Raw genomic sequence first — 22,339 nt, 5'->3', positions numbered from 1 at the left:
GAGTAGTTGTTTGACAATCTTAGGGAAGTTAGATAACATTGTTAACATTATTTTTTGTTTTGACGCTTCTAATTTATCAAATTAGAAGCGTGTTTTTCTAGCTTTTTTCTATCATTCAACACTTCTGCTTGAAGATATGTATATAGATGAATTAAGAGTATAGTCTTGGGCAAAAGTCCTTTGCATCTGACGTAGAATTTGACTACAAAAGCTTAAAAGGTCAAATTGAATAAGAGTTAGTTTTGCTTTATTGGTATTACTTCGACTCAGAAATAATACATCTTCCATCAGAGCCGTCATATGCTTAACTTCTGATTGAATTTGATGCAGTTGTTCTACCTGTTCTTGTTTTGTCCATTCGTAATATTCTAGAAGCTCTGATGCACTTTGAATCGTTGTTAGCGGTGTCCGAAATTCATGGGAAACTACGGATATAAAGTCTGTTTTCATTTGACTAAGTTCGCGCTCATGCTTAAGCGATCGCGACAATACCTCCGCCGAAAGTTGTAACTGTTCATTCTGCTCTTGTAGCTTTTTTTGTAATGAACATAGGCGCAAATGGGTTTCGATACGAGCTAAAACTTCAATTAGCTGAAACGGTTTACTAATATAGTCTACCCCACCTACAGAGAATGCTTCTACTTTTTCAGATGGCTCTTCGATTGAGCTAATAAAAATAATTGGGATATCTTTAGTTGCTGGATTAGTTTTTAATCTTGTGCATACTTCATAGCCATTTAAGTCTGGCATCCGAATATCTAGTAAAATTATGTCAGGTAATTGTTCATTAACTTTATCTAATGCTTCTAACCCACTAGTAGCTTGTTGTACTTTATAGCCTTGTCTAATTAACATCAACGATAAAAGTTGGATATTATAAATAGTATCGTCAACGATGAGAATAGAGGCATTACCAACCTGTTGAGAATCTTCAGATTGCTCAATCGATTCGGTTTGCATTAAGTTTTGATTTGTCATAATAAACATCTATTTAACGTTGTTGTTATCATATATATAGCACTCCTAAATGAGTTGTAAGATTTTGAGGGTTGTGAGAGAGCGCCCCTTCGGGGCGCTCTCTCACAACCTATTTAGGATTGCTATAGTGATCACTATATATAAGATTATTCCCCGTTTTTGGCGACAGAATAATCTCGTACTTAATTAGTTTGAGATTTGCTATATAAACTATATGCGCTTGTCCATAATTCTGCCTTGTCTCAATGAAATTCGGCATGGGTATTTAGACCGAATTCTCGACAACTTAGTTAATCAATTAGTTCCCCCAAATTGTGAAAAAGAAATTATTGCAGTGGTCAGTGCCAGTAATGATGGAACTGAGCTAATTTTAGAAAATTATGCAGCCCGATCGCCTGAAATCCAAGTTGTGCGATCGCTTGCCAACAACCGCGCCCAAAGACTAAATGAGGGGATTGCTGTCAGTACAGGGGATATTATTTTGTTACATCATCCTGCAACACTTTTGCCAGAAAGTATAGCTATACAACTAATTGAGCAGAGTTTAGGCTCTGGTGGTGATTGGGGTGCATTTTGTCATAGTTTTGATTTTTCCCATTGGTTACTGCATTTTACGTCTTGGTACTCTAATCATGTGCGTGTTAAGCAAAAAGGGATTGTCTATCTCGATCATTGCCCATTTATTAATCGTCGAGTTTTAGCTGAAATTGGAAATGTCCCTGATCTAGATATTTTTGAGGACACGGTGTTAAGTGATCGCCTCAGCAAATTCTCGAAGCCTGTAATGGCTCAAGGTAAGGTGATTACCTCAGCAAGACGATTTCACCAGAGGGGAATATATCGTCATGCTATGCTCAATCAGTTGCTAAAAATGTGCTATCACTTCAACATTGATCCCAGTTGGCTCAATCGTTTGTATGAACAAAAGGCTAGTATTAACGTCAAGTATGATGAGCAAGTCAAATAAAACCCGAATATTAAATGAGTGCTTTACGCTCATTTAATATTCGGGTTTTGGATTGTTGATTAGCAAAGACTATTTAATGAGGAGTTTTTAAGGGTGATTGGTTCTCATAGTTTCGGCAAAAATAAATATGACCAATTAGGCAAGACCAAGCGATCGCCAAAGCAGAGGTCTTGGAGATCGACCTTATATCGGGGTGGGGATATCTTATTTGCAACTTGGGTCGGGCTGATCTGTGCCGTGCCACCTTGCTATATGCAAGCCCATTTTCAAAGCCCTGCCGAAGCAGCCGAGCTGAAACTTGCCCAAGCCATAGTGCCGATGTCTCCACGGGCGGTTAATCCGCTTACCCTTGATATTACGGACGATCTTTTAGAAAGCGATCGCCAAAATCTGTTGCAAGCGATCGATCACAGCATTCAATATATTCGTACTCCATCGGCTGCTAAACGTTATCCTGTGGCAGGAATTAGTCAAGATCTGATGGAGCGTAGTTTGGTGAGATTTCGCCGCCTCGTGCAGGTATCTCGCACTGCTAAAGATTTACAGCAAGCCGTGAATCGTGAATTTGATCTCTATCAGTCTGTTGGACGTGATGGCAAAGGCAGCGTACAGTTTACGGGCTATTACGAAGCAGTTTACAAGGCGAGTCGTACTCGCACTGAGGAGTTTAAATATCCTCTTTATCGTCTGCCTGCTGACTTTGCTCAATGGCGATCGCCCCATCCCACCCGCGCCATGCTCGAAGGTAGTAAGCGGTTAGCAGGATTGGAAATAGCATGGTTAAGCGATCGCTTTCAGGCTTTCTTAGTACATGTGCAAGGATCGGCGAGATTTGAATTACCCGATGGCAACCTATTGACCGTGGGCTATGCGGGTAAAACTAATCAACCCTATCGCTCTGTTGGGGCTGAGCTAGTCCGTGATGGCAAAATGCGTCTCGAAGATGTGACTTTACAAACCATGCTCGAATATTTCCAAAAAAATCCCCAAGATTTAGTCATGTACCTAAATCGCAATCCTAGTTTTGTCTTTTTTCGCGAGACCAATGGCAGACCAGCAACTGGCAGTATAGGAACGCCCGTCATTACCGAGCGATCAATTGCCACCGACAAAAAGATTTTCCCCTCTGGAGGTATTGCCTTGATCCGTACCGAAATTCCCTTTGAAAATCCCGCCACTGGCAAACTTGAACTCCGACAAGTACAGCGCTTTGTCCTTGATCAAGATACTGGCGGCGCAATTCGGGGAGCGGGGCGTGTGGATATTTTTATGGGTACTGGCGATCGGGCTAAACAAAGGGCTGGACTGATCAAGGGTGACGGTGAGTTGTATTATCTGGTATTAAAAAAATAAGTAATGAAGTGCGGCGCTCCGCGCCACACTTCATTAAAGTATCGCCTGTTATGGATGGATGGAGAATTTTATGCCACAAGTCAATCCTTTTACAATCAGAATGCAAGTTGCAAGAATGTTTGAGCAAGGTCAATCATTATTTGCAGAACTAAAAGTTCAAGACTGGCTCAAAGAGCGCAATCATAATTCTAAGGATTATGTAATTCGCTTCCATCAAAAAATGGCTCCCGTCGGCTCCAATTTTCCAGTAATCATAGAAATAGAACTTACTCGTAAAGATGGTCAGCCAGTTGACGAATGGTTATTACAAGAAATTAATCGTCAGAGCTAAAGCATCTCAAAACCCAAAAGAGTAATGACAACGCGAAGCGTTGTCATTACTCTTTTGGGTTTTGAGAATATCTATGCCATTTTTGCCAAGTTGTGATAACGTATTGGCACTTTCTTTCAGACCAAAACTCGCATATCACTATCGCGTATATTGCATATGTACATTAAAAATGTAGAACTCACCAGATTTAAGTCCTTTGGCTCAACTGTGTCCATCCCATTGATGACTGGGTTTACGGTTGTTTCAGGTCCCAATGGTTCGGGTAAGTCAAATATTCTTGATGCATTGCTGTTTGCGCTAGGACTTGCAGGTTCAAAGGGGATGCGAGCCGATCGCTTACCAGACTTAGTAAACCAAGCCCATAGTAAAAAAGGTCGAATGGTCGAGGCGATCGTTACGGTTACCTTTGCTCTTGAAGAGGCTGAAGTGACGGCTTTACAGGCTGAAGGCGTAGAAATACCTACAGCAGAGGGGCAGTCTGTGGGTGAATGGACGGTGATGCGAAAGTTACGGGTTACTAGTCAGGGGACTTACACTTCTACTTATTACATCAATGGAACTCCTTGTAATTTAAGTGAGTTACATGAACAATTAGCTAAATTCCGTATTTATCCTGAAGGTTATAACGTTGTTTTACAGGGGGATGTAACGGGCATTATCTCGATGAATTCACGAGAGCGTCGAGAAATTATTGACGAATTAGCAGGAGTGGGTGAATTTGATCGCAAAATTGCTACCGCCAAAGATAAGTTGGATGATGTCAAAGCTCAGGAAGAGCGATTTCGGATAGTTGAGCAAGAACTAATTGCCAATAAAGAGAAACTAAAAGGCGATCGCGTTAAAGCTGAAAAATATAAGGCGCTACGACTAGAATACGAACGGATGGAAGCTTCGGAGGCAGTTCTTCAACAGCGTGAGATCCTCTATCAGCAATCGCTTCGCAATGTTGAACTGGTTAATAATAAGGAACAATGCAGCAATTTAGAAAAGTCTCTAGCCGAACTATCGCAGGTGATTGAGACAGGCACTGTCCAACTTAATGAATTAAGCGATCGCGTCCATACTCTCGGTGAAGAAGAATACCTCTCGGTTTCTAGTAACTTATCGGCACAACAGGCGGAACTACGCGGTTTACAACGTCAGCAGCAATCTCTGACTAGCTCCTATCAAAACAATCAAAACCATATTGTCAGCACCCAAGAGGAAATTGATCGACTCTTGCGTGAAGCTGAAGAACTAGAATCACAAAAGCAATTTAAAGAAGAATCGGTAATTACTACCGAAAAATCCCGTGATCAACAGTCATCGATTGTTTCACAATATCGCAAGGAAGTTCAAGCGATCGCCTCGGCTTCATCGGAATGGGTGCGCCAACAAACACAATTGCGTCAGGATGTCGATCAAGCCCAAGCAGAACTCGATCCCCAAAAGCAAGAGCAAACTCGACTTCGAGAAGTTCTTAACCAACGCTCTATTCAATTGGAATCACAGGAGCGTGAACTGCAAGAAGTCATGGCTGGCGAAGGTCGCTATGCAGTTGACATGTTGTCCAACCAGTCCCTTGAAGATGCTCTACGCCTGCAAGAAGTAGAAGTAAGTGGAGCCGAGACTTTAGTACAGACTCTAGCCAAAAATCTTGCCGAGGCTCAATTAGAAGTACAACTTCAAAATGAGACTATTGACCGAATTACTCAAGAACAGCGCGTCAAAACTCGCCAACTTGATAAATTGGAGGCTCAAGTACAGGCTAGCCGCGAAGTACAGGGAACAAAAGCTTCACAGGTAGTAATCGAAGCGGATCTGTCGGGGGTATATGGATTAGTCGCTCAGTTGGGACTGGTGGAACCTCGCTATCAATTGGCTCTAGAAATCTGTGCAGGTGGACGCTTAGGAAACTTGGTGGTTGAAAATGATGCGGTTGCTGCCGAGGCGATCGCACTGCTTAAACGCGAACGCGCAGGTCGAGCTACCTTCTTACCTCTAAACAAATTACAATCCGCTAGGTTTCCTTCGCGTACTGAAGCACAAAAGCTAGGGGCGATCGACTACGCCTTCAATCTGGTCACCTACGAAGATCGCTATCAAGATGTATTCTCCTTCGTATTTGGGAATACCCTTGTATTTGAGCATCTTGACCAAGCGCGATTTCATATCGGTAAATACCGTATGGTGACATTAGAAGGAGAAATTCTGGAAACATCAGGCGCGATGACAGGTGGTAGCGCTCCCCTACATACCAGTCTTCATTTTGGCAATACTAAACCTGCGGAATCTTCGGAAACAAAGCAACTACGCGATCGCCTGTTGGAAATCGATCAGATGTTAGCGCGACTGAACCAACGTTTGCGTGGTGCATTAACGGGAATTGCTAAATATGAAGAGCAATTGCAAGCAGCAAGGACGACTCATCGCGAAGCCCAACTCCAACGCGATCGCATCTACGAACAAATCGAACGCAACAGTCGCGATCGCTCTCGCTTACAAGATCAAATTCAAAAAACCCGCGCCGCCATTGAAATTGGACAGTCCCAATTAAGTACCCTTGATGGCAATATTGCTGAACTAGAAGCAAAACTTTTAGTCAAGCGTGCCGAACTTACGGAACTCGAAAAATCGGGAACCCATACCCGTTGGCTCCAAGCTCAAGATGCTCTACAAGGTCAAGAAGCTCTGCTCAATAGTGCGGAAATTGAACTGCGGACAGCCAAGCAACAGCTAGGAGAATTAGAAAATCAGCATAAATTAGCATTGGAGAAAATGGCGCAACGTCAAACTCGTCTCCAAGAATTACGCAGCACCCAAGCCGAACTAATTAATAGCACTTCACAAATTCAGCATCAAATCAAACAAACTGAAGCAGCGATCGCCTCCTATCAATCTCGCTTGGAAGTTCTCGAACAAACCATTGGCTCCGCCAAACAAGAACGTGATGCCTGTGAGCGATCGCTGCGTACTCAGCAACAACAACAACAACAGCAGCAATGGCAACTCCAAAAAAATCGCGAACGTCAAACTGAACTCGAACAGCAAATTGTTCAATTCACGGAACAACTCGATCAAATAGAACTTCCTGACATTGTTCCTGAAGTTCCTGAAACCATGACTCTCGAACAGTTACAACTAGAGCAACGTCGATTGCTCAAGCGCATTCAGTCCATGGAGCCAGTCAATATGATGGCGATCTCTGAATACGAAGCGACATCCCAACGCCTTGAGGAACTTAGTAACCGTCTGGAAACCCTTAATCAAGAACGTACTGAACTTTTAATCAGAATTGAGAACTTCACAACTTTACGTCAACGCGCTTTCATGCAAGCCTTTGATGCTGTCAATGGTCATTTCAAAGAGATCTTTGCCGAACTTTCCGACGGTGATGGCTATCTGCAACTAGAAAATCCCAATGCGCCTCTGAGTGGTGGGCTGACTCTCGTTGCTCATCCCAAAGGCAAACAAGTTCAGCATCTTGCATCTATGTCTGGAGGCGAAAAGTCTCTCACTGCCCTCAGCTTTATCTTCGCTTTGCAACGCTATCGCCCGTCCCCCTTCTATGCCTTTGATGAGGTAGATATGTTCCTCGATGGCTCGAATGTGGAACGTCTATCGAAGATGGTACGGAAGCAAGCTAACCTCGCCCAATTTATCGTGGTCAGTCTGCGCCGCCCAATGATCGAAGCCTCAGAACGAACTATTGGGGTAACTCAAGCAAGGGGTGAGCATACGCAAGTTTTGGGATTAGAACTGCGATCGCCTTCAATCGCAACTTCATAAGCAAAGCAGAAAATGACTTATCCATTTTCTGCTTTGCTATTGTTATGACTGAAGTCACATAGCAATGCAAGATATAGTGAGTTCGATATTGCCATTTGCGTCGTGCGAAGCACGACGCAAATGGCAATATCGAACTGGCGTTAAGTTAGAAAGAGGGCTTGGAGACCAAGCCCCAATCTCATCTTTTGTCGAACTGACGTTGAATTAATCTCTTGATGAGGTCTTAATTGGTACTAACTTACTCACTTTTGCCCAGCTAAACTCATGCAAAAGCACATAGGAGCAAGGAATTAGAAATAAGGTCAGCACTGTGGCAAGGGCTAAACCTGAGAAAATCACAATTCCTAGAGGTTGCAAAAACTCGCCGCCATCGCCACCCCCTAGAGCTAGCGGAAATGCACCAACTACAGTTGTAATCGTAGTCATCAGGATCGGGCGGAGGCGTGTAGGTGCAGCTTTTAACATGGCTTGAATCCGACTACATTTTTCCTCTTCACGGATTTGGTTCGCCAATTCAACTAGGACGATCGCATTGTTAACCACAATCCCGATCAGCAAGATTACGCCGATGACTACCATCACATTGATCGAGCTATTGGTCACGTATAGACCCACAACACCGCCAGCCAGTGCAAGGGGAATTGTCAGCATGATCACAAGTGGATCGAGCAATGAGTTGTACTGTACTGCCATCACCACAAATACGAGGAATGAGGCAAGTAATCCTAATACTCCAAAGGATTTTGATAAATTTTCATTAGCAGCTTTGGCAGAACTAGGTAATACGGTGACACCATCGGGCAACTTAATTTCCGCGATCGCCTGTTCAGTTTGTTTGAGAGCGTCACTCAGACTTGCGCCGCGCTCCACACTACCGAGAACTAGGTAAACCTGACGTTGGTTAATTCGTTGAATCTCTCCTGGGGCGCGACCTTCCCGCAAAGTTGCCACATCAGCGAGGCGGACTGGACGATTATTGCTGACAAACAAAGGGACTTGCTGCAATTGCGAAGAGTTTTTGCGTAACTCAGGATCAAGCTGTACCCGCACATCGACAAGGCGATCGCCGCGTTGTAATTGCGTTGGGACTGAACCTGTAATTGCAGTTTGCAGAATGGAACCGATCGCTTGGGTGGATAGTCCTAATGCTTGCAGACGTTCCCAATCAGGAACAATTTGGACTTCAGGCTGACGAGCATCGGTATCAGGACGGAAGGTTGCGCCTTTGACTGACTTCTCTAAGGCTCCTAGAACTTCTAAACCTGCTTGCGTCAATATATCTGGATTACTACCTTGCAAAACGACATCAATATCCGTTCTGGGTACAGGGGAATTGTTGACGATAATCCCGCGCACTTGCCCAGGATTAACCCGTACTCTTATGCCTGCGAGATTGAGTTTGGCAATTTCTCGATTAACGTTACGCACAAAGCCAGTCAGGTTAGCTTTTGGCTTAAGTGTAACTGTGCTTCCACTACGCAAAGGATTAGCAGTAACGTTATTGCCAAATGAACCACCACCAATAGTTGCGAATGAGTAGGCTGTTTCAGGTTGCTTGAGCAAAATCTCATCAACTAGCTCCATCACCTTAATGTTCTGGGCAAGGGTTGTCCCTGCTGGAAATTGAGCATTGACACTGACATCACCTGTTTTAACTTGAGGGATGATTTCTTGGGGAAGTTGTCGCGCCATCAAAAAGCCGCCACCGCCAAGGATCGCAAACAATGCAATTACAACCAAGAGACGATAATGGACAATCCTTGCTAAAAATCCTGCATAGCCCAGAGTAGCTGCCGCAAAACGACGCTCAAATCCGCGCATAAACCAAGATTCATTTAAACGACTCGACCAAGGGATTGCTAATAGTCGCGAAGCTAGCATTGGTACAACAGTTACCGCAATCACAATCGAAGCACCTACGGCAAAGCTAATGGTAAGAATTAGTTCATTGAATAGTAGAGAGAGAAATCCACCTAACAGTAAGAATGGGAAAATTACGACAAGGTTGGTGCTAGTAGAAGCAATTAGGGCTGATTCAATTTCTGTACTATTCGCCTGTGATTGGTCAATAATTTCGTCAAAACCAACTTCACCACCATTACGCTTGCGGATTTTGGCAATGCCGACGGTAATGTTCTCTAACATCACAATCGAGTTATCCACGACAATACCCACGCCGAGAGCGAGTCCTCCTAAACTGAATAGGTTCAGAGAGAAACCAAAAATACCCATACAGATGACCGCCGCAAGGGTCGCTAAGGGAATTGCAAGAGAAATAATTAATGTCTGGCGTAACGATCCTAGAAATAAAAATACCGCGATCGCTGCTAAGCCCGCTCCAATAATCCCCGACCAAGCCACGTTGGTGACCGAAGCCCTGATCAGTCTTGACTCATCAATGGTGGCTGTTAGTTCAGCATCACTGGGAATCAAGCCATTTTCCTGAAGTGTGGCAATCTTTTCCTTGACGCGATCAACGACCTCAATCGTATTTGCGTCGGGTTGCTTAGTTACTAGTAGCCGCACCGCTTCCTGTCCATTTAAAGTAGTGAAAACCCTCTGTTCTTCAGTACTATCAATGATTTCCGCAAAGTCTCGCAAATAGACTTGCCTAGGCGGGGTCGTAGCTGTAGGATTACTGACAACAAAGGATAAATTTTCTAGTTCTTTAGCATTTTTAAACTTACCGATCGCCCGAGTCAGTGGCTCCACTGCACCATTGCGTAACCGCCCACCCGAAACATCAATATTGCGATCGCGCAATGCGTTCAAAACATCATTAACGCTGACACCTGCTGACTGTAATCGTGGCAGATCGAGATTCACCTTTACTTCTTCCTTTACCCCACCAACCACGTCAACACCTGCAACCCCAGGTACGATTGCCAGTTCCCGCCCCAACTCCTCATCCGCGAATAGCCGCAACTCTGGCAATGACAAGGAAGGTGATGTGAGTGCAAACTCATAGATCGGAAGTTGGGACGGATCAAATTTAAAAATTCTTTCATTCTCAACCACATCAGGGAGACGACTCCGCCCACGGTTGAAACTAGCAACAGCGTCATTAAGAGCCTGATCAACATCACTACCTGCTTCAAAAAACAAATCAACTCGCACTTGTCCTTCGCGAGTACGCGAAAAAAGCTGATTCACACCTTCAGTAAGGGCCAGCGATTCTTCTAGAGGTTTGGTGACTTCGGTAATGGCGACCTCTGGAGACACCCCCGGAACATCAATCTGTACGCCGATACGGGGATAAACAATTGATGGTAGCAAATCCACTTGTAATCGCGTTACATAAAATGCGCCCATCACAAAAATAGCGATCGTCAGCATCAGCGTCCCGATGTGGCGGCGAATTGCTGTGGCGCTGATACTAAATCCTGTCGGCTTGGGACTGGACGAGTTTTGGTTGCTCATAGTTACCTTCTAAAAATAATGATGTAAGAAACTGTTTAAGAATTACTTCCTATAGTCAAAAGCTCTAAGAGATCCCCCTCAATCCCCCTTGTAAAGGGGGAAGAAGAAAATTCAGTTGATTCTCCCCCCTTTACAAGGGGGGCTGGGGGGGATCTAAATTACTTAGAAGATTCCGATAACACGCTGAGCTTGACAGCATCACCATCCTGTAACTTGCCACCACTCCTAACCACAATGCGATCGCCTTCTTGCAAGCCAGAGAGAATCACAACTTTGCCATCACGGCGATCGCCAAGAGTAACCTTCCGCGCCGCCACTTTTGGCTCTTTCGGATCACCCGTAATCACAAAAACTGAGCCAGTTTTCGGCTTTCCTTTTTCAGCACCATTAGCATTAGACTTGGTATCTGTTTTCGGCCTTGCTTGTTGATTAGGCTGGGTATTTGCATCTTTAGGTGCTTGAGTCGGTCGTCCTGCTGCTTCTAGAGCAGTTTCGGCGATCACAATCTGGCGAGCCTGACTACTTGAAAACTGCACTCTCGCTAATTGACCGCTACCCAGTTTATTGTCACGGTTAGGAACTACAACTTCCACTGGGATGAGACGGGCTACGGGATCAGCTACTGGTGAAATCCTTCTTACTGTTCCTGTAAACTTTTGATTGGGGAATGTGTCAAATCGCACGTCAACCGATTGATTTAAACGAACCTTACTAATTTCCAGTTCCGAAATCAGCACAATTACCTTAACTTGACTAAAATCACCTAATTTTATAACGTCATTCCCTGCGAATAGAAGATTGCCAGTTTCACTTACTCGCTCTAACACAACACCACTAATTGGTGCAGTAATCGTAGTATAGGATTGACGCTCCTGTTCCCTTAATCTGATGGCTTCTTGAGCTAGAACTCTTTGTGAACTTGCTCCCACCGTTTGTTGCTGAAGACTGACTTGCTGCTCCGCCGATCGCAATGATTGCTCGGCAGTTCGCGCACGGGTAATTGCAGTTTCCGCAGTTTGGGAAGATACGGCTCCATCTTTAGCCAATTGGGTGAAGCGATTCGCATCAGCTTGTGCTTGTTGATATTCCAGTCTGGCTCGTTCTACTTGGGCGCGAGCATTTCCCACACCCGCACTTGCTTGCGACACTTCTGCTTCCCTTGCCGCAACTTCTGCTTCAGCTTGTAGCACAGTTGCAGATAGAACTGCATCATCCAATTGGGCGATTGCTTGTCCTGCGGCAACGCGATCGCCGACATCTACATTTAAATCTAGCAAACGCCCTTCCAATCGCGATTTGACCGACACTTCTCTGATTGGTGCAGTTGTGCCTGTGTACTCTGTCCCAGCTTGGAGAGTATCAAACTTAGCGATCGCCACATCTACGGCTGTAGATGGTTTTTGGCTTTGGGTCTGGGCTTGAGTTGCATCTTTAGCTGCACCACAGCTAGTAATTCCAACTGATAAGCCTGTGATCGCCGCTAACATCCAAATAGCTTTCATAGGTGTGATGGCAAATGTTTAGTTTTCTAAAGTCATTCTAAGCGATGTTACTTTATTTTGCGCGAGATTCCCACGATAAATCTTTTAGTTAATAAACGCTTGTTGTCATCAATACCTAGTGACTAGCAGTAAAATAAAGAACTAATTCTTTACCTAGTGACTAGCAGTAAAATAAAGAACTAATTCTTTACCTAGTGACTAGCAGTAAAATAAAGAACTAATTCTTTACCTAGTGACTAGCAGTAAAATAAAGAACTAATTCTTTGTGGCGCGGCTACGCCGCGCCACAAAGAATTAGTTCTTTATTTTTTAACTAATTTCACCTCAGTGGTTCCTCCAAATGTTGTAGCAATTATCTTTTCTATTGTGATCAGTGCGATCGCCATAGGAATTTTGTGCTATCCATTGTTTGTGAAGTGGCAACGCGATCGCCTCATGGCGCAGCAATTTCCTAAGTCATGGTTAAGCATTATCGAAAGTAATCTTTCTATTTATAGGGATTTGACTTCTGAGCAGCAAAAAGAATTACTCGGCTATATACAAGTATTTCTGAAAGAGAAGCAATTTATTGGCTGTCTAGGATTGCAAATTACAGAAGAGATTAAAGTCACGATCGCCGCGATCGCTTGTTTGTTGTTATTTGGCGATCGCAAAACTTACTTCCCCAACCTGCGATCGATTCTCGTATATCCCCATGCTTATATTGTAAATGAGCTAACAATGAATAGCTATGTGGTAGAAGAACGTCGTGTCGCCAGATTAGGAGAGTCATGGACAAGGGATCAATTAGTTCTCTCTTGGGAACAAGTTCAGCAAGATATTCGCAATTGGAAAGATGGACATAACGTGATTTTGCATGAGTTCGCGCATCAGCTTGATCAAGAGGATGGGCAAGCGGAAGGTGTGCCAATTTTAGCGCGAGCATTGGATTATGAGATATGGAAGCAGGTAATGTCGGCGGAATATTTGCAACTATGCGATCGCGTCGAAAATGGTCAAAAGACAATCCTCGATAGTTATGGTGCAACTAATCCTGCGGAGTTTTTTGCAGTGGCAACGGAGACATTCTTCGAGAAGCCAAAACAGTTAAGCCAAAAGCATCCATCTCTTTATGAACTCCTACAAAGATACTATCGCCTCGATCCTCAACAATGGCAGAATTAGAGCTATAATTCCATCTATATACATAGGTTCTAAAGTGGCAAAAAACATTTACCATAGTACTGTGAGAACAGCTTTACAAAAGGATGGTTGGCAGATTACAAACGATCCTCTGACTTTGAAAATTGGTCGTCGGAAAGCTTTAGTAGATTTAGGTGCAGAGAAATTATTAGCAGCCGAACGAGAGGGACAAAAAATTGCTATTGAAATTAAGAGATTCCTTAATCCATCACCACTTCATGATTTAGAACAGGCTGTAGGACAATTTATACTGTATTCCAAAGTTTTAGCTCAGCAAGAACCAGACAGGGTAATATATTTAGCAATAACTCGCCTTGTGTTTAGCGAAATTTTCTCGGAAGAAATTGGTCAGCTTATGCTTAATGAAACTGACTTGAGGCTAGTCATATTTGATTCAGAAAAGGAGGAGATAGTACAATGGAAACTCTAGTTGAATACCAAAATCTTTTAAAAAAGATCCTCGAGCAATATACTCAGATACCCTATCGATATGGAGATATCACAACAACTCTTATTATCAGCGAAGATCACAATCAATTTTTACTAATGGATCAAGGCTGGGAAAAAGGATTAAGAGTGCATGGTTGTTTATTCCATGGACAAATTATCAATGATAAGATCTGGATTCATTATGATGGAATTGAAGATAGTATAACTGAGGAGTTAGTAGCAGCAGGTGTCCCGAAAGACAAGATTGTTTTAGGGTTTTATCCGCCTGATGTAAGGAAGCATACAGGCTATGCTGTTGTGTAGATACTTGGAATAGGGTAACGATTGAAAAATTAATCGTGAGATTGATTGGTTTGTTTTGGAAGATGGAAAATATATTTTGATGCAATCTGATGAGCAGGGAATCTTTCGCAGTCAGGAGGTTGCGGGATTGTGGCTAAATGTAGGGGCTTTATTAGCAGGAGATATGTAAACAGTTTTGAAGACTTTGCAAGAAGGTATGCTTAAAGATGCTTAAGGTCTATAACGGTTCTTTTTCGTTTTGCCAAATGGCGCGAATGATTTTAATTTCATCGTAGGTATATTCCTCGCGCAGGTGATCAAAGAGATTGCGTAAGGAATCCCCACCGATCGCATCTAGTGCTTCATAAATTACAGTTTGACGCTCAGGTGGCACAAGGCGATCGCAGTTAATTGCATAACCAGCTTCAATTAATTGGACGAGATGCGTCCAGACTGTTGCGGGTTTAAGTCCGCGATCGCGAGCTATTTCATCGATATCTAAGCCATTCTCATACATAGCTAGGGTTTCACGCTGTGTACTCGCTTTTGATAGTTTTGATTTTGGTGTAGATTCCTGTTTAACTCTAGATGCAGTTGATTCAGTAGGTTCCGCAGGAGGATATTTGAGATGATGTTCGAGAATAATCGCGATGAAGTCATCAGCATATTGCTCTAGCTTCTTTGCACCAACCCCTGACAATTTAGCGAAATCTTTGCGATCAGTGGGTTGCTGCTCAGCCATTTGATTAAGAGTCGCATTACTAAAAATCACATAGGGCGGTACTTCCTGCTCATCGGCAAGATTTTTGCGTAATAGTCGCAATCTCTCAAAGAGAATATCCACATCAACGGATCTTTCTTTTACGCTTTCGCGATCAGCAACAGATGTAGGCTCAGTATCGCGTTCTATTGGTAACAATACATTCCGCTGGTTTCGCATTACTTCCCAACTGCGATCATTGAGTTTGAGAATGCCATAGCCATCAGTGGTTTGGGTTAATAGCCCTTGATGAATTAGCGATCGCCCTAATTGCCGCCATTCATCAAGACTGCGATCTTTACCAATACCATAGGTTGAGAGGTTCTCATGACCATGCTGCAATACCTTCTCTTTGCGCGAACCTCGCAATACATCAATAATATGCCCTGCGCCAAATCGCTCTTTTGTCCTTGCCACACAGGACAGGAATTTCTGAGATTCCACTGTCCAGTCTTCCATAGGCTTAGGTGTGAGGCAATTATCACAATTAGCACAATCACCTTGAAAATGTTCGCCAAAATAGCGCAGGAGAATTGTACGGCGACAGGCGACACCTTCGGCATAGTCTACAACTTGACGGAGTTGCTGTTGAGCAATTCTCTGTTCTGCTTCTAATGGCTCATTAGTGTGCGGATCGACCTTTTGAGCGATGAGATACTTGATCGTTTCTAGATCTCCATAGCCCAAAAATAAAGTACAGTGAGAATCCTCACCATCACGTCCCGCCCGTCCAGATTCTTGATAATATCCTTCAATATTTCGCGGTAAATCGTAATGAATTACAAACCTTACATCAGGTTTATTGATTCCCATTCCAAAAGCAACAGTTGCGACCATTACCTGTACATCGTCGCGAATCCATCGAGTTTGATTTTCTTCCCGTTCTTTATTTCCCAGTCCTGCGTGATAGGGAATTGCTTCGATACCATCTTCTTGGAGACGGCTAGCTATTTCATCGACGCGCTTGCGACTGAGGCAATAAACTATGCCTGAACCCTGTAGGCGCTTGATTTGACGTAAGAGATTGACATAGGTTTGCTCATTACCTTGCTTCGGAACAACTTCATAATAGAGATTAGACCGATTGAAACTGGCAACATGAATATAGGGATTTTTTAGTTCTAACTGCTGGCTAATATCTTCGCGGACTCTTTCGGTTGCCGTAGCAGTCAATCCAATCATCGGTACATCGGGAAATATTTGCCGAATTCGACTGAGTTGACGGTATTCGGGGCGAAAATCATGTCCCCATTCGGAGACACAATGAGCCTCATCGATCGCAAATCCTGCAATCCCAATTTTGTTTTTAATAATATTCAGAAATTCGAGAAACTGTTCCGCAAATAGACGTTCGGGAGCAACATAAATTAACTTAATCGCTCCATTTAAAATAGCTTGCGATCGCTGATTAGTCTCTCTTCCTGATAAAGTACTATTGAGAAAAGTTGCGCCAATGCCATTTTCTTTGAGCGCCGTAACTTGATCTTGCATTAAAGCAATCAATGGTGAAACGACGATTGTTACACCAGTTTTGAGCAAGGCAGGTAATTGAAAACAAATCGATTTACCGCCACCCGTGGGCATAATTGCCAAAGTGTCGCGCCCCGCCATGCTTGCTTCAATAATCTCGCGCTGCCCTGCCCGAAAAGATTCGTACCCAAAATATTGTTTCAGCGCTTGCTGTAGAGAATCGCTATTTGTCATAGATCAAGATTTGGCAAAAGTCTGAAATATCCATTTTGTAATTGCACCATCATCTTGCACATAACTTAGCTGTAATGCTTCCTCAACTTTAGATATATCTAGCCCTTTGAGAACTCGTGACTCTGTAATTCTACCACTACGACCATCAGCGATCGCAAAAGCAAATACCTCTGATGTACTAGCATTTACTGCCCAGTATTCCTGAATTCCTAAACGTTCGTATAGCAACCTCTTGTAACCTAAATCATCTTGAATAGTTGTAGCGGAAATTTCTACAACTAGACTCGGTAAATCAAACTCATTCACATCAACTATGGCATTATTTCTAGGGGGGATTTTTAACCCATTGCCAAGATAGAAAACCATATCAGGCTGAAATTCAGCATCACCATTTTTCCTGAAACTACAATTTAAATACTCATAAATACAAATATCTGCAAACGATGCAAATATGCTAATTACTTTATAAACAACTCCATTCTCATGAGCGTGAATTGGTCCAACGGGTGACATTTCAATCCTCATTAAATTCTGGTCGTAGTAAAATCGAGCCTTATCTAAGCTTGGATCTTCAGTAAGAGCTAGAAATTTATCCCAAGATGCTTTTAACCAAACATCAGACTCAATTTCTGGCTTGAATTCTACGCTATTTTGGGGATCGTTTGCCTTTGCGCTAACCGTAATAGTCATAATTAACTCAGTTAGGTTTGATTGTTGATGATTTTAACATAGCGGTTTTCAAGAGCGCTTTCGCATTTGGCAATGGCTTAAACAATGCGGTTTTCAACTGAGACTCTGCCAAAGGCAGAGTCTCACACAATTACCTGAAGATTTGATCGAAAAAAGTCGAGAATCTCTATCTCCACATCTATTGATCTTCTTCGGTGATTTGCAAGCGAATTGTGCGCCCTGAGCGATCGCTCCCAATCTGTACCGCGACATTTTGACTAGCTAACGAATCAAGGGAATTAAGTAAATCGATTAAATTGGGTGTGCTTGCACCCGCCTCCACATATAACTGATCGGCCGATGTCGAGACACGCTTCCATGTGCTGTACAGCTTAGCGATCGCCTGTTCCAGTTGTGAGGCTTGGCTAACTAAATCCGAGGCAAGTTTGAGGCATCCCAATCTGAGGGCTTCTTCGAGGGCAAGATCGATATTAACTGAACGGTTAGCGATCGCTTGGACTTGACCAGTATTATTCAAATATTTAGTCAGCCTTTGAGCATCAGCCGTGACAAGTTTAATATTATCCAAATCAGAACCATCAGCGATCGCTTGTTTGAGTGGAGTTTGATAAGCTTCAGGCAGTTTATCGATTTCGCGTACTAGGGGTGCAACGTAGCGAGTGGGAATTGTATGGGCGGCAATTTTTTCTTTTAGCTCATCGGGAAGATGCTCAGAACTCATGGATGTCCATTCATCGGAAAGTTGCCGAACTTCGCGACGAGTAATCTTTTCGCCATTTCTCGCCGCATCAACAATCAATTGCTGTACTTCCGTAGAAGCTTGGGCAGTTTCCAAAAAAGCTCTCTTACTAAATTGACGGATATCATCAGCATCTAGCTGACCATCCGCCATTAAGGTATCGGCACTATTAGCTAGTTGAATCCATGAATAAGCCTGAGACTTGCTAATTTCCCGTTCTTGCAACCATTTTAAAAATCCTGTACCTCGCCCTTCTCCATTTGCTTTTTCGCGATCGCGTACAGTCCGTAAAATTCTGCCGCGCCAAATATCGGTCTGCAAATCAAAGCGATCGCACACTTGCCAAGCCTGATCGACTTCAGCTAAAAATTGACCTTCAGCCAACCCTTCATCATTAGGATCGGGCAAGTTAAGCGAAAAATCTGTTAGATCGAGGCTGGCTAAAGCTTCATTTGGAAAAATTTCACTGGGAATAGAAGCAACGGAGATAGTTTCGAGTACAGATTCGCTCACGGACACAAACAACCTTTGATTTAATAACTTTGGAACAAAAGCAACATAAAAGTTGCCCATCTCATATAGTAACTCACCTTACGCAGAGCGAAGATTTGTCCTCAGCCCCAAGTCCTTTCTCTCTATCACACACATGGCGAACGCCATGCACAGGCTAAGAGCGTGTTTGAGAAGTTTTTACCCCCTCTAACTCCCCCTTGCAAAGGGGGAGGATCTGAGTATCCCCCCTTGCAAAGGGGGGATTAAGGGGGGGAAAAGCAGAAATTTACTCTAAATAAAAGACTTCTCAAACACTCTCTAAGAGCTAAAACCCGTTGAAACGGGTTAAACGGGTTGATTTTGTTCAGTCATCTAAAGATGACTTTAGCTTTTAGCCAAGAACTTGAGTTCTTGGCTTTTCTTTAGCGAATCTGAAAGTTGATGAATAGGCAGCTTAAAAATGTTAGCTGGGCGGTCAGTAAAAATATATAGATCACCGCTCGTTTTTTGAAAATAGTCAAAATCAAGCCGATCGCCTTGAGATCGATGATTGGGCCAAAAACGAGAAATGCAAGCAATGAGCCACCCGTAAAGGTAGCGGCAAAGGATAGAGCAAAAAATGCATCCACCGTTGAGCAGATCGAAACGATCGCTGCTAAAGTCATCATCGCTAAAATCGAACTAACGGGACCCTGACCTAAACCCACAATAATATCGCGTGGAACCCAGACTTGGATAATGGCAGCGATCGCACTACCCATGACTAGGATCGCCCCTAATTCTCTCATTTCTGCAAGGGTATTATCTAATAAAAGATTTAAGCGATCGGGCAAAGACTTTGTGATGATTTGTTGATTGTTTGATGATAGATAACTCGCAAAATCTAAAGGTTGACTGCGATCTTCACCTAAAAAGAATGTCCCCACAGGTACTGCACCTGCTTTTACCTTTGGGGCTGGTAAGGCGATCGCAATGTTTGGTTGCAAAATAGCCCGTACATCCTTTTGAGAGCTAAATACCATCGCCACGATGTTAGCAATCATAAATGACAGCACAACTCGTAAAACTGCGATTTCAGGCTGATCGCGAAAGGCTGTCCAAGTTGCCCAAATCACCACAGGATTAATCGTTGGAGCGGCCATTAAAAAACTTACCGCCACCGAAATTGGCGCACCTTGCGAGATGAGCCGCCTTGCCACAGGTACATTGCCACATTCGCACACAGGAAACATAAATCCCAGTAAACTACCTGCCAATGCACCGAGAAAGGGACTTTTAGGCAAAAGTTCGATGAGTTTGCGCTCATCTACAAATATTAGTAAAGCCCCTGATAGCAAAACCCCCATCAACAAAAATGGTATCGCTTCCACAAGAAGGCTTATAAACAAAGTAAAGGCACTGAGAATTTGATTCATAGTTGCGCTATTTGACATTCCCAGAGATTATTAAGGACGCATACTGTTCCTTTAATTTTTAGGATTTAAGGCGATCGATAAATTATTAACTTTTAGCTTAACAATTATAGAAGCTTATCCAGTCCTTTATAAAATCTCTATAACTATCAAAGTTATCGACGAAACCTCTATAATTGCTGTCTTTTGACGATTCTCTGAGTTTACAATCATCATAAAGCACTAGGCATTTTAAAATTTTTTGGGACTCTTCTCGTAAAATGTAAAGCTAAAGCAGTAAAACTCAAGTTTACTGCTATGGGTAACGGGACTAAACCATGCACCAATGCTTAATAGGACACAGCCACTATGACCGCACCAGATCCGCAACTACCCGCAATCCCTACTCCTTCTAAACTCACTCCACCTAAGTTAGAAGATTATCGGATTCCTGTGTCTCCCGGATATGCGCTTCCCGAAGATCGTTATGTAATGTCTGCGCCTGATTTGGGTGGGGAATCAGCAATTTTGGCTGAGTTTGACGCAGCAGTGCGTTCTGACCAATTTTCATTAGCTTTACAGAAACTGATTCGTTGCCGTGACAATGTTTTACCTGCGTTGCTAGAGCGTCTCGAAAGCGATGAAGTTGCCATATCCAAAAAAGCGGCGATCGCCTTGGGTTATTTGCGATCGCCTGTAGCGATCGCCCCTTTGATTGCTGCCACCAAAAATCCTCATCGGCAAATTCACTGGCAAGCCGCCGCTGCCCTGAGTTGGATTGGTAGTTCAGAAGCCATCAGTGCTTTAGTCCAGTTATTACGTCATCCATCCATTCAAGTTCAAGCAGCTAGCGCCAAAGCTCTTAGTCGAGCAAGTTTACCTGCGGTATCGCCCCTAGTTGAAGCTTTAAAACGTAGTGACGACATGGTAAAAGTTCATGCTGCTCACTCCCTTGGTCAAATTAGCTCTCCCCTCGCTGTTACCGCCTTAATCGAAGCCCTTGAGCATGGTAGTAAATCAGTTCGTTTTGAAGCAGCTTGGGCGCTAGGTCAGATTAAATCCCCTCTATCAGCGAATTCCCTAGCAAAGTTACTCACTGACAATGATATTAGTGTTCAGTCTCAAGCGGTGCAAGCCCTCAAGAATATTGGTGGACCTGCAATTTCGCCTGTAGCAAAAATGCTCAGCAATCCTTCTAGTCATACCCGCAGCGTCGCCGCCCGTACTCTAGGACAAATTGGCATGGAGGAGGTCGTACCGATGCTTGCTCAAGTCCTACGAGATGACGAATATGCATATGTGCGTTGTGACGCAGCACTAGCCTTGGGGGAAATTGGCACTCATGATGCTGTCTTCTATCTTTCTCAATCCCTAAAAGATCGCGATCGCTCAGTTCGCAGCGCTATTTTAAGAGCCTTAGCGCAGGTAAATTCACCTGAAGCACAAGAAATTTTGCATAGTATCAAGCATACAGTTGCTATCCCGAACTATTCCGTCTCTAATCTCAGGGATTTTGGCGACGAGTCAGACTTTACGACAATTCAGTGCTAAACGCACTACCTAACCAAAAAGAATAAAGGCGACGCAAAGCGTCGCCTTTATTCTTTTTGGCTAAATATTGCCATATCAACTTTTTATGTATACAGTATACATAGACTATCTAGGTAAATTATGCCAAAACACAAAATAGCGAAGCCATTTTATGTTTTTAAGATCCTTACTGGGTTTGGGTTTTAACTCACGAAAGTATTGCTACATCTTCGTGAATTGGTATTACTACCTCCTAATTGATAATGGGCAGCTTGAAGCAGCTCTTACTATCAATGCTCTGATTAGACGGATTGGCGACATTTGTGATGATTTCCATTCCTCAGCCTTTGCAGACGATAGAGACATTATTCTTAGTGTTTTTACTTGGCAATTACTTACTGTCTTAAATATTGTGTAGTGAATTTTAGCTCAAATGACAAAACTATCTGGAGATGATAATTCTAATAGCTATTTAGGCTTGAAATGTAGCAGCTTTCAATAATTTATAAAATTGCAATCATTAGATCATTAACATGATTTGTATTTATATCTATCGCAGAAAAAAGTATTTAAGATTAATGAATGCTATTTCAAATTATTGATTAACAAGTAAATCACCTAAAGTTAATCTGTATAAAATCAATTTTCAATAAAATCATAAAAAATCAGTTAATAGCAACTACTTCCAAAAGTCTGCCTGTAAACAAATTTTAAAACGCTAATGTAATTAGTCAATTTAACAAAAAAGTAGTTTAGAATACCAATATTGTGTGGATATACTGTTGTAATAGAATTTGCGT

The 22,339-nt window shown here is 43.0% G+C and carries 16 protein-coding genes; 9 read left to right on the top strand and 7 right to left on the bottom strand.

Annotation, left to right across the window (positions count from 1 at the left end; all coding sequences use genetic code 11):
- Positions 1–111: 111 nt before the first annotated feature.
- Positions 112–978, bottom strand: a complete 867-nt coding sequence (locus VB775_RS01630) for a response regulator (protein WP_281008547.1) — start codon at positions 976–978, stop codon at positions 112–114.
- Positions 979–1,192: 214 nt separating this feature from the next.
- On the opposite strand from VB775_RS01630, the gene VB775_RS01625 reads away from it, so the two are divergent.
- The 4 genes from VB775_RS01625 (at position 1,193) to smc (ending at position 7,397) form a co-directional block, all read left to right on the top strand.
- Positions 1,193–1,945 carry a glycosyltransferase gene (locus tag VB775_RS01625; RefSeq protein WP_281008546.1) on the top strand — a complete coding sequence of 251 codons (753 nt, stop codon included), beginning with the start codon at positions 1,193–1,195 and terminating at the stop codon, positions 1,943–1,945.
- 252 nt (positions 1,946–2,197) lie between these two features.
- On the top strand, positions 2,198–3,298 hold the full coding sequence (locus tag VB775_RS01620; protein ID WP_407072972.1) for a murein transglycosylase A: 1,101 nt from the start codon (positions 2,198–2,200) through the stop codon (positions 3,296–3,298).
- A 70-nt stretch (positions 3,299–3,368) separates the two neighbouring features.
- Positions 3,369–3,629 carry a hypothetical protein gene (locus VB775_RS01615; protein ID WP_281008544.1) on the top strand — a complete coding sequence of 87 codons (261 nt, stop codon included), beginning with the start codon at positions 3,369–3,371 and terminating at the stop codon, positions 3,627–3,629.
- A 156-nt stretch (positions 3,630–3,785) separates the two neighbouring features.
- On the top strand, positions 3,786–7,397 hold the full coding sequence (gene smc / locus VB775_RS01610; protein ID WP_281008543.1) for a chromosome segregation protein SMC: 3,612 nt from the start codon (positions 3,786–3,788) through the stop codon (positions 7,395–7,397).
- Positions 7,398–7,601: 204 nt separating this feature from the next.
- Here the strand turns inward: smc and VB775_RS01605 are convergent, their stop codons facing one another.
- Positions 7,602–10,817: an efflux RND transporter permease subunit gene (locus VB775_RS01605; protein WP_281008542.1), complete on the bottom strand. Its 3,216-nt coding sequence runs from the start codon at positions 10,815–10,817 to the stop codon at positions 7,602–7,604.
- Positions 10,818–10,975: 158 nt separating this feature from the next.
- The gene (locus VB775_RS01600; RefSeq protein WP_281008541.1) at positions 10,976–12,319 is read right to left on the bottom strand and encodes an efflux RND transporter periplasmic adaptor subunit; all 1,344 of its coding nucleotides are present in this window, start codon (positions 12,317–12,319) and stop codon (positions 10,976–10,978) included.
- Between the two features lie 327 nt (positions 12,320–12,646).
- Here VB775_RS01600 and VB775_RS01595 point away from each other — a divergent pair, with 327 nt between their 5' ends.
- The 3 genes from VB775_RS01595 (at position 12,647) to VB775_RS01585 (ending at position 14,254) form a co-directional block, all read left to right on the top strand.
- Positions 12,647–13,483 carry a zinc-dependent peptidase gene (locus VB775_RS01595; protein WP_281008540.1) on the top strand — a complete coding sequence of 279 codons (837 nt, stop codon included), beginning with the start codon at positions 12,647–12,649 and terminating at the stop codon, positions 13,481–13,483.
- A gap of 61 nt (positions 13,484–13,544) precedes the next feature.
- Positions 13,545–13,931, top strand: coding sequence for an element excision factor XisH family protein (locus VB775_RS01590; protein ID WP_281008539.1), 387 nt, complete (start codon positions 13,545–13,547; stop codon positions 13,929–13,931).
- Positions 13,919–14,254 carry a XisI protein gene (locus tag VB775_RS01585; RefSeq protein WP_281008538.1) on the top strand — a complete coding sequence of 112 codons (336 nt, stop codon included), beginning with the start codon at positions 13,919–13,921 and terminating at the stop codon, positions 14,252–14,254. The genes VB775_RS01590 and VB775_RS01585 overlap by 13 nt, the downstream gene beginning before the upstream one ends.
- Before the next feature lie 217 nt (positions 14,255–14,471).
- On the opposite strand, the gene recQ is transcribed toward VB775_RS01585, so the two are convergent.
- The 4 genes from recQ to VB775_RS01565 all read right to left on the bottom strand — a co-directional run bounded on the left by recQ (position 14,472) and on the right by VB775_RS01565 (position 20,033).
- On the bottom strand, positions 14,472–16,697 hold the full coding sequence (recQ, locus tag VB775_RS01580) for a DNA helicase RecQ (protein WP_281008537.1): 2,226 nt from the start codon (positions 16,695–16,697) through the stop codon (positions 14,472–14,474).
- A gap of 3 nt (positions 16,698–16,700) precedes the next feature.
- Positions 16,701–17,387 (bottom strand): Uma2 family endonuclease, encoded by a 687-nt coding sequence (locus VB775_RS01575; RefSeq protein WP_281008536.1) that lies wholly within the window; start codon positions 17,385–17,387, stop codon positions 16,701–16,703.
- A 178-nt stretch (positions 17,388–17,565) separates the two neighbouring features.
- Complete coding sequence (locus VB775_RS01570; RefSeq protein WP_407072946.1) at positions 17,566–18,645, bottom strand: hypothetical protein; 1,080 nt, start codon at positions 18,643–18,645, stop codon at positions 17,566–17,568.
- Positions 18,646–19,040: 395 nt separating this feature from the next.
- Positions 19,041–20,033, bottom strand: a complete 993-nt coding sequence (locus VB775_RS01565; RefSeq protein WP_281008534.1) for a permease — start codon at positions 20,031–20,033, stop codon at positions 19,041–19,043.
- A gap of 345 nt (positions 20,034–20,378) precedes the next feature.
- Between VB775_RS01565 and VB775_RS01560 the strand changes: the two genes are divergently transcribed.
- Together VB775_RS01560 and VB775_RS01555 are read left to right on the top strand one after the other, a co-directional pair.
- On the top strand, positions 20,379–21,560 hold the full coding sequence (locus VB775_RS01560) for a HEAT repeat domain-containing protein (RefSeq protein ID WP_281008533.1): 1,182 nt from the start codon (positions 20,379–20,381) through the stop codon (positions 21,558–21,560).
- Between the two features lie 151 nt (positions 21,561–21,711).
- On the top strand, positions 21,712–21,957 hold the full coding sequence (locus tag VB775_RS01555) for a hypothetical protein (protein WP_281008532.1): 246 nt from the start codon (positions 21,712–21,714) through the stop codon (positions 21,955–21,957).
- The last annotated feature ends 382 nt before the right edge of the window (positions 21,958–22,339 follow it).

The organism is Pseudanabaena sp. CCNP1317 (assembly GCF_034931345.1).
Lineage (GTDB): Bacteria > Cyanobacteriota > Cyanobacteriia > Pseudanabaenales > Pseudanabaenaceae > Pseudanabaena > Pseudanabaena galeata.
Note: the sequence above shows the minus strand (reverse complement) of the source record. Positions and strands in the feature narration are given on the sequence as shown.